The following is a 12,590-nucleotide window of genomic DNA, read 5'->3' on the forward strand; positions in this document are numbered from 1 at the left end:
TATCCTGTGACGCTGTGGATACACTGAATAGTCCCGGTTATTATCACTGTTCACAGACCATAACGGGTGATTGAAAAATGCTTGATAAACTAAAGGAAAGCCTCAGAAATTCCCCTGTAATAAAGAAGGGGGAGTATGACTACTTTGTTAACCCTGTAACTGATGGGATACCACTCACAGAGCCTGAACTCCTTGAGGAAATTGCAGATGAAATAGTGAGAAGATTCAACCCAGATCCGGCCAGTGTGGATAAGATAGTGTGCATTGAGGCCATGGGTATACACCATGCCACGGTGCTATCACTCAAAACCCGCATACCCTTTGTTGTCGTGAGAAAAAGGAGGTACGGCCTCCCCGGGGAGGTTGCGGTCCACCAGATGACAGGTTACAGTGAGGGAGAACTTTACATAAACGGTGTTGATGGGGACGACCGTGTAATGGTAATAGATGACGTCGTGAGTACCGGCGGAACACTGCTGGCTGTCCTCGAGGCCCTCAGGGAGATGGAAGTGGAGGTTGTGGACGTTGTAACCGTCATAGATAAGGGTGAGGGCTCAAGGGTGGTGAAGGAGAGGACAGGGTTCACTGTAAGGAGCCTTGTGAAGGCAGATGTTGTTGACGGGCGGGTCACCGTTGAGGACATCCCGGATGGGGGCTGAATGATTAAATGTCACTCTATGATCTTGAAACAGAAAGGGTTATCAGGGAAATAAAACGCCTCAAAGTAGATGTTGTTGGACTTCAATTTCCTGAGGGACTTAAAACAAGGGCTGTTGAACTTGCAGAGATTATAGAATCAGAAACGGATGCGACAGCTCTTATATCTGCAGACCCATGCTTCGGAGCATGTGATGTTTCAGACAGGAAGATGAAGGGCATGGCTGATCTCATAATCCACTACGGGCACACACCATTTCCCATTGACTATGAGGTGCCCGTCATATTCATCGAGGCCCGTTCAGGGGTTGATGTAAGGGGGGTCCTTGAGGATGCTGCCCGTCTCCTGGATGGCCACGAAAGGGTGGGCCTTGCAACAACCGCACAGCACCTCCACCTCCTTGATGAGGCAGCGTCTTTCCTTGAGGAGAGGGGATTTGAGGTTGTTAAGGGCTCAGGGGTAAACACCGCCGAGGGCCAGGTACTCGGGTGTAACTTTTCAGCCATCAGAAATACCGATGCAGATGCATACCTCTTCATCGGAAGCGGAAACTTCCATCCACTGGGCATAAAACTTTTAACAGGAAGGGATGTTGTGGTGGCTGACCCCTACCATGGTGAAGTAAGGAGACTGGATGAATTCGCAGATAGGGTCCTCAGGATCAGATTCGCAAGGATAAACAGGGCCTCCTCCGCCAGTAGGTGGGGGATAATAGTTTCATCAAAGGAGGGGCAGAGGAGATTCAAACTGGCCCTTGAGGTAAAGAGGAAGCTGGAGGCTGCTGGAAGGGATGCATTCATCTTCCTGCTTGAAAACGTATCACCGGAGGCACTGCTGCCATTCAGGGAGATCGAGGCGTTCGTGGTTACAGCTTGCCCAAGGATTGCCATTGACGACTCACAGATCTATGATAGACCACTCCTTAACCCATCGGAACTTGAGATAGCCCTTGGTGAAAGGGAATGGGAGGATTACGTCCTCGATGAGATAATTTCTTGAATAGCTTCACTGATGGTTTAACTGGATCCTGCAGAAACCATGTTAACGATCTTACCTGGGATCGGTGGTTCACTGAGAAGCAGACGGATAATCCTGCAGAAAACCATGTTGACATCTTACAGCCATACGCTGTGAGTAACGATCGATCCTCAACTTATCATACAAAAAGCATATATATAATCAGAAAGTAATCATAACCCACTATAACTATGAGGTATTGTTTTTACCTTCAAGAGGTGAATGGATGAAAGTTAAATCTGGGGACATAGTTTTTCCCGGAGACTTTTTAGCTGTAAGTGAAGAGGTACTCCCCTCAGAGGGGACCTACGACGACGATGGAGAAATAAAGTCCCTTGTTGTTGGAGAGGTTGCAAGGGATGATAGGAATAAGAGCATAAAGGTAATCTCAAAGTTCAGCACACCCCCCGTCCTCAGGACAGGCTCAAGGGTTATTGGAGAGGTAATAGATGTGAGGGGCCAGAGGGCCCTTGTGAGAATACACAGCATCAAGGGTAACAGGAGGGCCCTTGCAACCTACTTTGTTGGGGGCGTCCATGTTTCACAGGCAAAGAAGGGCTACCTCTCTAAACTTACAGAGGCCTTCAGGATAGGGGATATAGTGGAGGCAAGGGTTACGAAGGTTATGGGCCTTGATGGTATAGACCTCCAGACCTCATCCCGTGACCTTGGTGTCATAAAGGCCATGTGCACAAGGTGCAGGCACTTCATGGAGATGAACGGCAGGGACGAGGTGAGGTGTCCCAACTGTGAAAACAGGGAAAAAAGGAAACTATCAGCGAATTATGAAGGTTAAGGGGTAATGAAAAATGGAAATCATTCTTAACAAGAGATATGAAATGGAGATAGTATTCGAGGGCGAAACACACACCCTCTGCAATGTACTGAGGAGCATACTGATGGAGGATGAAACCGTTAAGGCCGCGGCCTACTCCATCGACCACCCCATAGTGGGGGAACCACAGCTTTACATAAGGGCAAGGAGCCCCAAGAAATCACTCATCAAGGCAGCTGGGACTCTAATTGAGAGATGCGATGAGTTCAGGTCACTCATAGAGTCCGCCTAACTATTTTTTATGGAGAACCGTAATTTCAGGCAGATAAAATCCGAGATAAGGATTCTCGGGATAGATGACGCCCCATTCACACCCAAAAGTGACGAGGACGTGCTCCTCGTGGGCACAGTCTTCAGGGGAGGGCACTGGCTTGACGGGGTCCTCACAACGAAGATAAGGGTGGATGGGGATGATGCCACAGAGAAGATAGTTGAAATGGTGAATGGCTCAAGACACCTCAACCAGCTGAGGGTTATAATGCTGGATGGCCTCACCTTCGGCGGCTTCAACGTGGCGGATATAAATGAGATATCCTCAAGAACTGGACTCCCTGTCATAGTGGTTGTACGCAAATACCCTGACCTTGAGGGGATAAGGATAGCCCTGAAGCACAGATTCCCTGACTGGAAGAAGAGGTGGCAGATGATAGATGACGCCGGGGAGATCCACCGGGTAGAATCCGCCGAGACAGTTTACATACAGACTGCCGGTATAGACCAGGAGGATGCAGCTGAGATTGTGAGGCTCTCAACGACCAGAAGTTCCATTCCCGAGCCCCTCCGGGCGGCACATCTCATTGCATCAGGGGTTAAACTTGGTGAGTCAAGGGGCAGCGCATGAGGTATTGATATGAGGACACCACTACTCACGGTGGATGTGATAATAAGGTTATCAGAGAACACCCTGGTACTTGTAAGGAGGGGAAAACCCCCATATGAGGGCTCATGGGCCATTCCAGGAGGATTCGTTGAATACGGGGAAACAGTGGAAGAAGCTGCAAGGAGGGAGGCCCTCGAGGAGACCGGACTTGAGGTGGAACTGGAGGGTCTTCTTGGCGTATACTCGGACCCCTCAAGGGATCCCAGGGGGCACACCGTGAGCATCTGCTTCACTGCAGTTGCTTCAGGAAGACCTGTTGGAGGATCCGATGCTGCCGAAGCCAGGGTGTTTCATATTGAGGATATACCCTATGATAACCTTGCATTTGACCATTCACGGATACTTGATGACTTCATAAAATCCATTAGAAACCAGAATGGAGTAAATTAAATCAAAAAAATTATAAGTGTCATTGCAGAAAAATTTTAAAAATCAAAAAATTTAGTTTCTCTTATCAGGAGGAAGAAAATGGAGTTCTGTCCCAGGTGCGGAGCTGTAATGTTTCCTGCGAAGGGAAAATTCAGCTGTCAGTGTGGCTATGAAAAGGATATCACAGATAAACTCAAGGACAAATACAACTTTTCAGAGGAAGTTGAATCAAAGGACAACGTCATATTCACAGGAGATGATGTGAGCACACTACCAACAACAAGGGTGGAATGCCCAAAATGCGGTAACATGGAGGCCTTCTGGTGGCTGCAGCAGACAAGAAGGGCTGATGAATCTGAAACAAGGTTCTTCAGGTGCACCCGCTGCAAGTACACCTGGAGGGAATACGATTGAGGCATGAAGTGCTCTGCTTTAGATTCTGAAGATTGAGGACGGTTCACGATGAGCACCGAAAAAACCGGAACCAAAGATTCCGGAGCTGAAAACAAGGAAAAACCAGAGGAACCCAGTTTTCTGAAGGGTTTCATATCAAGGATAAGGGAAGAAATCCAGAATGATGAATCTGATCATGGGTTCCCGGTGACACTGATAATAAGGTACCGGGATGAAATAGTCAGGTACTCAGCCATGGCCCTTGGAGCGGTCCTTATAATCGCAGGAATAATCGCAATTATCGGCTCATCAGAGAGGGTTGTGGATAACGTTGTCTCAGGTGAGAACACAGTCATTGCAGCATTCCTCATACTCACTGGTCTCCTGCTGCTGGGTGCCTCAATGGTACAGAGCATTGTAGGCAGGACCCCCCTTGAAAGATTCTATAAACAGGTTAAGAGTGCTGAAACAGGGGAAGAGGAAAAAGAGGAGAAATAGTATATAAAGAATGACCCCAATATCTAGCTATATAGGATAAGGAGGACGAAAATGTTCAAGGCAGAATTGAATGATCCTAACATTTTAAGGACGAGCTTCGATGCCATATCATCCATTGTTGATGAGGTTCAGATACAGATCAGTGCCGAAGGCCTGCGTCTCGACGCCCTTGACAGGTCCCATATCACATACGTGCACCTTGAACTGAAATCTGAACTCTTCGATGAATATGTCTGCGATGAACCAGAGAAGATAAACGTGGATACAGAGGAACTCATGAAGGTCCTCAAGAGGGCCAAGGCAAACGACAGGGTTATACTATCAACCGATGAGGGGAACCTTATAGTCCAGTTTGAGGGAGAGGCAGTAAGGACCTTCAAGATAAGGCTGATTGACATTGAATATGAAACCCCAAGTCCTCCTGAAATCCAGTATGAGAACGAATTTGAGGTGCCATTCCAGCTCCTCAAGGACTCAATAGCAGATATAGACATATTCTCCGATAAGATAACATTCCGTGTTGATGAGGATCGCTTCATGGCATCTGCCGAGGGGGAATTCGGAGACGCCGAGATAGAATATCTCCATGGTGAAAAGATAAGTAAACCTGCAAGGAGTGTTTACTCACTTGACAAGATAAAGGAGATGCTCAAGGCCGATAAGTTCAGTGAGACAGCAATCATCAACCTGGGAGATGACATGCCCCTTAAACTAACACTGAAGATGGCCAGCAATGAGGGAGAGCTGAGTTTCCTCCTTGCTCCAAGAATCGAGGCAGAGGAATAACTGCTGGTGAGGAATGGGGTTGGACGAATTCTTTCAGAAACTGAGGAGGATTCAGAAAAAGGAGAGAACTGAAAGCGGTCTTGCAAGGGTTGGTGATGACTTCTATGAGAGGGTCCACAGCTACCTGGAGGATCTCCTCGAGGCGGTTGGAAATGACCCCTTTGCAAAGGAACACTACCTTATAAGGGACACCCAGAGGATAGCCACCGAGATATGTGAGAGAAGGGAGCACAAGATAACAGACAGTGCAGTGATGAACGTCCAGAGGTCATACCACCTGTTCAACGGGAAACCCCAGTTTGACCTCCAGGATACAACTCCCCTCAACATGACCCCCGAGGAGGAGGAACTCTACTTTTCACTTATAGAGACCCTGAGGGAATTCAGGGAGAAAATAATTCCTTCGATAGAACTTGATAAGGAGAAAGAGAAACCACGTGCAGAACCTGAAGTTATCCAGAAGCCGAAGAAAAAAGATTCCCAACCCTCTGAAAATGAAATCAGGGCCAATGCACTGGATGATAGGGGAGGCATTGAGACGGTGCTGATATTTGAGGAGGTGCCTGCAAGGATAATGGGGGTCGATGAAAAAATTTACGGCCCATTCAGGCCACAGGACATTGTTACACTCCCATCGCTCAATGCAGATGTGTTTATAAATGCAAGGAAGGGCAGGAGGATAAGGTACTCATAAATACCATTCTCCTGGTACATTTCTGTCTGTCTGAAAGGTTCCATACAAAGGTATAAATAGAGATTTGAGATATACTAACCCAGTATAAAAAAAGTTCCAGTTATTTTAAAGGCTTACTTTTTCACTTAAGAGGTGATTAGATATGAAGATTCCCAAGGAAAGAAGAACTTACTGTCCAAACTGTAGAAAACACACAGTTCACGAGGTACTTGAATCAAAAAGAAGAAAGGCAAGTGAACTCAAATGGGGTCAGAGGCAGTTCAGACGTGTAACAGCCGGTTACAGGGGTTACCCACGTCCACTCCCCTCAGGTAACAAACCCGTCAAGAAGCTTGACCTCAGGCTCAAATGCAAGGAATGTGGAAAATCACACATCAAGAAAAGGTCCTTCAGGGCTGGAAGAGTTGAATTTGTAGCCTAGGGGTGATATGTGTGATGTTCTACAATACGAAAGGTAATTTTCTCCGGGTTAAATGTATGGACTGCGGTAACCAGCAGGTGGTCTTTGACAGGGCAGCATCATACGTCCAGTGCATAATCTGCGGTAAAACACTTGTTGAGCCAACAGGAGGAAAATCAAAGATCAAAGCCCAGATTCTAGAGGTCCTGGATTAATCTAGGTGTTTTTCATGGTAAGAAGAAAAAATGAATGGCCTGAAGAGGGTGAACTGGTGGTTGGGACCGTTCACAAGGTCCTCAACTACGGCGCCTTCGCAACCCTGGAGGAATATCCAGGGAAGGAGGCTTTCATTCACATATCCGAGGTATCCTCTGGATGGGTTAAGAATATAAGGGACTTCGTAAGGGAGAACCAGAAGATAGTTGCCAGGGTCCTCCGTGTGAACCCAAGGAAGGGGCACGTGGATGTTTCCATGAAAAGGATAAGGGAGGACCAGCGTACAAAGAAGATCCAGGCCTGGAAAATAGAACAGAAGGCTGAAAAGTTCCTTGAACTGGCAGCAAAGGATCTGGGAAAGGACCTTGACACGGCCTACGAGGAGGTCGGATACGAACTCATGGACATATTCGGCGACCTCTACGGCGCATTTGAAACCGCTGCAGAGGAGGGTGAAAATGCACTTCTGGAGGAGGGCGTCCCAGAGGACTGGGCCGCTGTCATAACAGAGGTTGCCAAACGTAACATAACACCCCCCGAGGTTCAGATCACAGGATATGTTGATATAAAGTCCTATGCACCCAACGGTGTTGAAATAATCAGGAAGGCCCTTAAATCTGCCCAGGATGAGGGCATAACCGTCCAGGCCGTCGGGGCCCCCAGGTACAGGCTTATAGTGAAATCAACAGATTACCTCAAGGCCGAGAAACAGCTCAAGGAAGCGGCCCAGAGGTGCATAGATATAGTGGAAAAAGAGGGTGGAGAGGGAGAATTCCTCCGTGAACTGACATGAAGATGAGAAGATGCCGTTCATGCATGGAGTACACCCTTAGGGATGTATGCCCCCGCTGCGGCGGATCAACAGGGGTTGTTTATCCCCCAAAATTTTCCCCTGAGGACAGGTATGGCGAATACCGGAGAAGACTCAAAAGAGAGGTTTTACTTGAGGAGTAGTGGTGAATAAAATGAGGGAAACAACCATAAATATTCTGGAGGATGTTGAACTTTCCAGCCCGGTTTTCATTGAGGCGCTTCCAGGGATAGGGCATGTCGGGAAACTCGCAGCTGACCATATAATAGATGAACTCCAGGCTGTCAGGTTCGCTGAACTCTACTCTCCATCATTCCCACCACAGGTTCTGGTAGATGAGAATGGCATAGTTGAACCCATGAAGAACGAGTTCTACTACCTCAGGGAGGCTGGTGAGGATAAAAGGGATTATATAATACTTGTTGGGAACACCCAGGGCCTTTCACCTGAGGGCCAGTATGAGATCTGCGGCATGATACTAGACTTTGTTGAGGGCTACGGGGTTGAGAGGATATACACCCTTGGAGGACTTGCAACCGGTCAGCCTGTTGATAAGGCAAGGGTTTACGGTGCAGCCACAGATATGGAGCTTGCTGAGAGCCTTAAAGAGCACGATGTTATCCTTCGCTCTGCAGATGGGGGTATAATAGGTGCCTCAGGACTCCTCCTTGGAATGGGAAGGATGAGGGGTATGCGTGGAGTTTGCCTCATGGGTGAAACACCAGGCTACTTCATAGATGCGGAGGCTGCCAGGGCGCTTCTGGAGGTGCTCCTTGAGATGACAAAACTACAGGTGGACCTTGAGAAACTCGAGGAGCGTGCAGAGGAGACACGGAAGATGATCTCCAGGGCCCAGCAGATGGAGCAGGAGATGATTGACAGGATGAATCTCAAGCCCGGCGAGGAGGACCTCCGTTACATAGGTTAACTCTCAATTATTTTTTCTGGCTGATTAAATGATTTTAAATGCCGATCTACATATACACAGCTGTTTTTCAAGGGCAACATCCCGCAACATGGTCATTGAGGCAATAGCGCCCCAGGCAAAACTCAAGGGCCTCCATATCGTGGGAACAGGGGACGCATTTCACCCTGGGTGGAGGAAAATCATTGAGGAATCCACGGAATACGCAGGGGATGGTGTGTATGTGCGGGATGAGTGCAGCTTCATAATAACCGCGGAGGTTGAGGACTCAAGGAGGATTCACCACCTCATAATACTCCCATCCCTGGAGGCTGCAGAGGAAATGGGGGAGAGGATGCCCTCAACCACCACCTCAGATGGAAGACCCAGAGTGCGGATGAACGGGGCCCAGATACTTGAAATGGTACATGAATACGATGGTATCGCGGGTCCGGCACATGCCTTCACACCATGGACCAGCATGTACAAATCATATGACAGCTACCTGGACTGCTACGGGAAGCGACCGGATTTCCTTGAACTGGGACTCTCTGCGGACACTGAAATGGCCGATAAGATATCTGAACTTGCAGATATACCATTCCTCACAAATTCAGATGCCCACTCACCGTGGCCCCACAGGCTTGGGAGGGAGTTCAACCAGCTTGAAATGGATGACATATCCTTCACATCCCTCAAAAGGTCAATCAGGAAGTGCAGGATCAGGGCAAACTATGGCCTGGACCCCCGCCTTGGAAAGTACCATATGACCGCATGTACAAGGTGCTACAGGATTTACAGCCCTGAAGAGGCACTTCAGATGAAGATGAAATGCCCCTGCGGAGGCAGGATCAAGAAGGGTGTTGACTACAGGATCTATGAACTTTCAACCTGGGATGAGCCACACCATCCCCCCCACAGGCCGCCGTATGTCCATATCATGCCCCTTGCAGAGATAATAGGGATGAAGTATGGTAAGGGTGTCACAACAAAGTTCGTGCAGGGCATCTGGGAGGGCCTTGTGGGGGAGTTCGGGACAGAGATCGATGTTCTTCTCAGCGCCCCCATTGAGGATATTGGAAGGATCGATGCCGGTGTTGCTGTTGCAGTTGAGGCCTTTAGGAATGGTTCACTCACCGTTATACCCGGCGGTGGGGGTAAATACGGTGAGATAAGGTTCCCTGCCGAGACACTTGACGCATACTTCAGGTAGATTTATAATCAACAAAAAAATGACTCTTTTACTTAAACTAACTTTATAAGTCAACCCTTAAAATCAGAATAGAAAAATGTGAGCGGACCCGCCGGGATTTGAACCCGGGACCTTCAGATTAGGAGTCTGATGCCCTATCCTGGCTAGGCTACGGGCCCCTCCGTACTCACCTGTTTTTAGCGGACCCGCCGGGATTTGAACCCGGGACCTTCGGATTAGAAGTCCGACGCCCTATCCTGGCTAGGCTACGGGCCCTACCAAAAGAGTAAAAAGATATTGGATCTCTTCATATATAAACTTTTACATGTATATGGGTGTTTCTGCCTCCCCCTGAACGGTCTCTGCGAGCTTCTTGAGGCGTGACTCTATGGCCTGGGCCTCCTGTAGGAGTGGCTCGGGGTCGACACTGGTACCCAGCATCTCATTTAGGACCTCAACAACACTTGCAGCGGCCCTGGGATCGGGGTAGGGGTTGAGTATCTCTGCAAAGAGGCATGAGGCAGGTATATTCTTAACAGCGCACCTTGTAAGCAGTGTTCCTGAAATGCCGTTGAGGTTACCGAAGGGGACTATGGGTATTCCGAGATCTGCGAGTCTCTGGATGACCTCCTGGCTGTTACCTGCACCTGCAACTGGCTGTGACTTTTCACGGACAACCATGCTGTTGAAGGTTATGAGTTCCCTGCTGTTGTTGCGGGTCATCCAGTCCACAATTGCGTTCGACATATCATATACCACTGCAGGTGGAAGGATGAAATCCGATAGGAAGAGCACTATCCCATCCCCCTCATATATCCTGAAGGGATGTATTGCGACCCCCTTGTAGAGAACCGCAAGTGGAGGAAAGTACTTGGAGTCAATGTACCCTATCTCCTTCATTTTGAGGTCCTCAACAAGGAGCCACCCGAGGATGTTGCCTATGAGCCCCACACCAGGGGAGCCCTCAAGGACAACGGCATCCTCAACATCCTCCGCATAAATTGTACAGCATTCGGTTTCTGTTTTGATCATCATGGCGCACCACCAGCCCCTCCAAGGTTTTCGCCTGTGACGGGGTCAATGTAGATCTCCCCAACGGCCTGGCCGTTAATCTCCACGGGCACAATGTAAACCCTTTTACCGTTTAACGTAACAAGCCTTGGGGTCCCTGCAGTGGCACCCTCCTGTTTTATGTACTTCTGCGCGATGCTCTTTGCCTCTGAAGATGAGATCTTCACATTCATATCTGAAGCCCCACCTGAACCTGAACCACTGCCACCCTGAGATGATGTGGTTGAGGGGGATTCACTGTGGACGCTTGACTCACCCTGCTGTGGCCCCTGGCCCTGACCGCCCTGGGGGTTGGTGAACTTCCACAGTGTTTCGGAATTCTGACTCACCTGATAACCTGCTGCAACAGCTCCAATTATCAGGACTATTGCCACTGATGCTAGGATCTTTGAGTTTATCATCAACTCACCTTCTCGCGTGTTTGACAACACATATGGACTATGTGGGTACATATATAAATAAATATTCAGTATTACTGAATAAAAAATTAATATTATAAAGTAGATTTTCTACTAATAATAATTCACTTACAACATAATATAAATAGTTTTCACTTTTTTTATAATTGAAAAACTTATAACATTTAAAAATAGTTATAATATTGAAGGTTTTTTGAACTTTAAAAACAAGAGGTGATACATTTGAGCGAAAGGATTGTTATATCGCCGACATCACGACAAGAAGGACATGCAGAACTTGTCATGGAAGTCGATGATGAAGGAATCGTGACAAAGGGGCGATACTTCAGTATTACTCCTGTCAGGGGCCTTGAGAAAATGGTGACAGGTAAAGCACCTGAAACAGCTCCAGTCATTGTCCAGAGGATATGCGGAGTGTGTCCCATACCCCACACACTGGCTTCCGTTGAGGCAATAGACGACTCCCTTGACATTGAGGTTCCAAAGGCCGGAAGACTCCTCAGGGAACTCACACTGGCTGCACACCACGTAAACAGCCATGCGATCCACCAGTTCCTCATAGCACCCGACTTCGTACCTGAAAACCTGATGGCTGATGCCATAAACTCAATCTCCGAGATAAGGAAAAACGCACAGTACGTAGTTGACATGGTGGCAGGTGAGGGTATCCACCCATCAGACGTGAGGATAGGTGGAATGGCCGACAACATAACAGAACTTGCAAGAAAAAGGCTCTACGCAAGACTCAAACAGCTCAAACCCAAACTCAACGAACACGTTGAGTTGATGATTGGCCTCATCGAGGACAAGGGCCTTCCAGAGGGCCTTGGTGTCCACAACCAGCCCACACTCGCAAGCCACCAGCTATATGGTGACAGGACAAAATTCGACCTTGACAGGTTCACAGAGGTAATGCCAGAAAGCTGGTACGATGACCCTGAAATAGCCAAGAGGGCCTGCTCAACAATACCACTCTACGATGGAAGAAACGTGGAGGTCGGCCCAAGGGCAAGGATGGTTGAATTCCAGGGCTTCAAGGAAAGAGGTGTTGTGGCACAGCACGTTGCAAGGGCACTTGAGATGAAAACTGCACTCTCAAGGGCAATAGAAATACTGGATGAACTCGACACATCAGCACCTGTAAGGGCAGACTTCGATGAGAGAGGTACAGGTAAACTGGGTATAGGTGCAATAGAAGGTCCAAGGGGACTTGACGTGCACATGGCCAAGGTTGAGAATGGCAAGATCCAGTTCTACAGCGCACTTGTCCCAACAACCTGGAACATCCCAACAATGGGTCCCGCAACCGAAGGATTCCACCATGAATACGGACCACACGTTATACGTGCATACGACCCATGTCTCTCATGCGCAACACACGTGATGGTTGTTGATGATGAGGACAAATCAGTGATTAAAAACGAAATGGTCAGAATCTAGGGAATAA

At 48.3% G+C, this 12,590-nt stretch carries 19 protein-coding genes and 2 tRNA genes; 17 read left to right on the forward strand and 4 right to left on the reverse strand.

Annotated elements, in window-relative coordinates:
* Window positions 1–77: 77 nt before the first annotated feature.
* The 16 genes from hpt (at window position 78) to FVF72_RS05050 (ending at window position 9,674) form a co-directional block, all read left to right on the forward strand.
* On the forward strand, window positions 78–659 hold the full coding sequence (gene hpt, locus FVF72_RS04975) for a hypoxanthine/guanine phosphoribosyltransferase (RefSeq protein WP_013296485.1): 582 nt from the start codon (window positions 78–80) through the stop codon (window positions 657–659).
* Between the two features lie 8 nt (window positions 660–667).
* Window positions 668–1,657: a diphthamide biosynthesis enzyme Dph2 gene (gene dph2 / locus FVF72_RS04980; protein WP_013296484.1), complete on the forward strand. Its 990-nt coding sequence runs from the start codon at window positions 668–670 to the stop codon at window positions 1,655–1,657.
* Window positions 1,658–1,901: 244 nt separating this feature from the next.
* On the forward strand, window positions 1,902–2,471 hold the full coding sequence (locus tag FVF72_RS04985; protein ID WP_013296483.1) for an exosome complex RNA-binding protein Csl4: 570 nt from the start codon (window positions 1,902–1,904) through the stop codon (window positions 2,469–2,471).
* Between the two features lie 13 nt (window positions 2,472–2,484).
* Window positions 2,485–2,742, forward strand: a complete 258-nt coding sequence (locus FVF72_RS04990) for a DNA-directed RNA polymerase subunit L (protein WP_013296482.1) — start codon at window positions 2,485–2,487, stop codon at window positions 2,740–2,742.
* A 9-nt stretch (window positions 2,743–2,751) separates the two neighbouring features.
* The gene (locus FVF72_RS04995; protein ID WP_147671367.1) at window positions 2,752–3,351 is read left to right on the forward strand and encodes a DUF99 family protein; all 600 of its coding nucleotides are present in this window, start codon (window positions 2,752–2,754) and stop codon (window positions 3,349–3,351) included.
* Between the two features lie 9 nt (window positions 3,352–3,360).
* Window positions 3,361–3,780 carry an NUDIX hydrolase gene (locus FVF72_RS05000; protein ID WP_013296480.1) on the forward strand — a complete coding sequence of 140 codons (420 nt, stop codon included), beginning with the start codon at window positions 3,361–3,363 and terminating at the stop codon, window positions 3,778–3,780.
* 78 nt (window positions 3,781–3,858) lie between these two features.
* On the forward strand, window positions 3,859–4,173 hold the full coding sequence (locus tag FVF72_RS05005; protein ID WP_147671368.1) for a transcription factor S: 315 nt from the start codon (window positions 3,859–3,861) through the stop codon (window positions 4,171–4,173).
* Window positions 4,174–4,221: 48 nt separating this feature from the next.
* The gene (locus FVF72_RS05010) at window positions 4,222–4,650 is read left to right on the forward strand and encodes a hypothetical protein (protein ID WP_255503637.1); all 429 of its coding nucleotides are present in this window, start codon (window positions 4,222–4,224) and stop codon (window positions 4,648–4,650) included.
* Between the two features lie 51 nt (window positions 4,651–4,701).
* Complete coding sequence (gene pcn, locus FVF72_RS05015; RefSeq protein ID WP_147671369.1) at window positions 4,702–5,436, forward strand: proliferating cell nuclear antigen (pcna); 735 nt, start codon at window positions 4,702–4,704, stop codon at window positions 5,434–5,436.
* Window positions 5,437–5,455: 19 nt separating this feature from the next.
* A complete protein-coding gene (locus FVF72_RS05020) occupies window positions 5,456–6,130 on the forward strand; it encodes a DNA replication complex GINS family protein (protein ID WP_147671370.1) in 675 nt (224 codons plus the stop codon).
* A 142-nt stretch (window positions 6,131–6,272) separates the two neighbouring features.
* Window positions 6,273–6,551 (forward strand): 50S ribosomal protein L44e, encoded by a 279-nt coding sequence (locus FVF72_RS05025; protein ID WP_013296475.1) that lies wholly within the window; start codon window positions 6,273–6,275, stop codon window positions 6,549–6,551.
* Window positions 6,552–6,565: 14 nt separating this feature from the next.
* Complete coding sequence (locus tag FVF72_RS05030; protein WP_013296474.1) at window positions 6,566–6,745, forward strand: 30S ribosomal protein S27e; 180 nt, start codon at window positions 6,566–6,568, stop codon at window positions 6,743–6,745.
* 14 nt (window positions 6,746–6,759) lie between these two features.
* Entirely contained in the window at window positions 6,760–7,539 is a 780-nt protein-coding gene (locus tag FVF72_RS05035) for a translation initiation factor IF-2 subunit alpha (protein ID WP_013296473.1), read from the forward strand.
* Window positions 7,536–7,700: an RNA-protein complex protein Nop10 gene (locus FVF72_RS05040; protein ID WP_147671371.1), complete on the forward strand. Its 165-nt coding sequence runs from the start codon at window positions 7,536–7,538 to the stop codon at window positions 7,698–7,700. The genes FVF72_RS05035 and FVF72_RS05040 overlap by 4 nt, the downstream gene beginning before the upstream one ends.
* Before the next feature lie 11 nt (window positions 7,701–7,711).
* Window positions 7,712–8,485: a proteasome assembly chaperone family protein gene (locus FVF72_RS05045; RefSeq protein ID WP_147671372.1), complete on the forward strand. Its 774-nt coding sequence runs from the start codon at window positions 7,712–7,714 to the stop codon at window positions 8,483–8,485.
* A gap of 28 nt (window positions 8,486–8,513) precedes the next feature.
* Window positions 8,514–9,674, forward strand: a complete 1,161-nt coding sequence (locus FVF72_RS05050; RefSeq protein WP_147671373.1) for a TIGR00375 family protein — start codon at window positions 8,514–8,516, stop codon at window positions 9,672–9,674.
* Between the two features lie 83 nt (window positions 9,675–9,757).
* On the opposite strand, the gene FVF72_RS05055 is transcribed toward FVF72_RS05050, so the two are convergent.
* From FVF72_RS05055 to FVF72_RS05070, 4 genes are all read right to left on the reverse strand, one after another.
* A tRNA-Arg gene (locus FVF72_RS05055) sits at window positions 9,758–9,832 on the reverse strand.
* Between the two features lie 22 nt (window positions 9,833–9,854).
* Window positions 9,855–9,929 (reverse strand) — tRNA-Arg (locus FVF72_RS05060).
* A 45-nt stretch (window positions 9,930–9,974) separates the two neighbouring features.
* Complete coding sequence (locus tag FVF72_RS05065; RefSeq protein WP_255503638.1) at window positions 9,975–10,685, reverse strand: proteasome assembly chaperone family protein; 711 nt, start codon at window positions 10,683–10,685, stop codon at window positions 9,975–9,977.
* The gene (locus tag FVF72_RS05070; RefSeq protein WP_147671375.1) at window positions 10,685–11,125 is read right to left on the reverse strand and encodes a PepSY domain-containing protein; all 441 of its coding nucleotides are present in this window, start codon (window positions 11,123–11,125) and stop codon (window positions 10,685–10,687) included. Before FVF72_RS05070 ends, FVF72_RS05065 begins: the two co-directional genes overlap by 1 nt.
* Window positions 11,126–11,365: 240 nt before the next feature.
* Between FVF72_RS05070 and frhA the strand changes: the two genes are divergently transcribed.
* Window positions 11,366–12,583 (forward strand): coenzyme F420 hydrogenase subunit alpha, encoded by a 1,218-nt coding sequence (gene frhA / locus FVF72_RS05075; protein ID WP_147671376.1) that lies wholly within the window; start codon window positions 11,366–11,368, stop codon window positions 12,581–12,583.
* Window positions 12,584–12,590 lie beyond the last annotated feature (7 nt).

Source organism: Methanothermobacter sp. KEPCO-1 (genome assembly GCF_008033705.1).
Taxonomy (GTDB): domain Archaea; phylum Methanobacteriota; class Methanobacteria; order Methanobacteriales; family Methanothermobacteraceae; genus Methanothermobacter; species Methanothermobacter marburgensis.

Coding starts and splice junctions, on each gene's coding strand:
- FVF72_RS05035 (WP_013296473.1), top strand. CDS start 6,760: ATGGTAAGAAGAAAAAATGAATGGCCTGAAGAGGGTGAACTGGTGGTT.
- FVF72_RS05070 (WP_147671375.1), bottom strand. CDS start 11,125: ATGATAAACTCAAAGATCCTAGCATCAGTGGCAATAGTCCTGATAATT.
- FVF72_RS05005 (WP_147671368.1), top strand. CDS start 3,859: ATGGAGTTCTGTCCCAGGTGCGGAGCTGTAATGTTTCCTGCGAAGGGA.
- FVF72_RS05010 (WP_255503637.1), top strand. CDS start 4,222: ATGAGCACCGAAAAAACCGGAACCAAAGATTCCGGAGCTGAAAACAAG.
- FVF72_RS04990 (WP_013296482.1), top strand. CDS start 2,485: ATGGAAATCATTCTTAACAAGAGATATGAAATGGAGATAGTATTCGAG.
- FVF72_RS04985 (WP_013296483.1), top strand. CDS start 1,902: ATGAAAGTTAAATCTGGGGACATAGTTTTTCCCGGAGACTTTTTAGCT.
- FVF72_RS05030 (WP_013296474.1), top strand. CDS start 6,566: ATGTTCTACAATACGAAAGGTAATTTTCTCCGGGTTAAATGTATGGAC.
- FVF72_RS05065 (WP_255503638.1), bottom strand. CDS start 10,685: ATGATCAAAACAGAAACCGAATGCTGTACAATTTATGCGGAGGATGTT.
- FVF72_RS05000 (WP_013296480.1), top strand. CDS start 3,361: ATGAGGACACCACTACTCACGGTGGATGTGATAATAAGGTTATCAGAG.
- FVF72_RS05045 (WP_147671372.1), top strand. CDS start 7,712: ATGAGGGAAACAACCATAAATATTCTGGAGGATGTTGAACTTTCCAGC.
- FVF72_RS05050 (WP_147671373.1), top strand. CDS start 8,514: ATGATTTTAAATGCCGATCTACATATACACAGCTGTTTTTCAAGGGCA.
- dph2 (WP_013296484.1), top strand. CDS start 668: ATGTCACTCTATGATCTTGAAACAGAAAGGGTTATCAGGGAAATAAAA.
- FVF72_RS05040 (WP_147671371.1), top strand. CDS start 7,536: ATGAAGATGAGAAGATGCCGTTCATGCATGGAGTACACCCTTAGGGAT.
- FVF72_RS05025 (WP_013296475.1), top strand. CDS start 6,273: ATGAAGATTCCCAAGGAAAGAAGAACTTACTGTCCAAACTGTAGAAAA.
- FVF72_RS04995 (WP_147671367.1), top strand. CDS start 2,752: ATGGAGAACCGTAATTTCAGGCAGATAAAATCCGAGATAAGGATTCTC.
- pcn (WP_147671369.1), top strand. CDS start 4,702: ATGTTCAAGGCAGAATTGAATGATCCTAACATTTTAAGGACGAGCTTC.
- hpt (WP_013296485.1), top strand. CDS start 78: ATGCTTGATAAACTAAAGGAAAGCCTCAGAAATTCCCCTGTAATAAAG.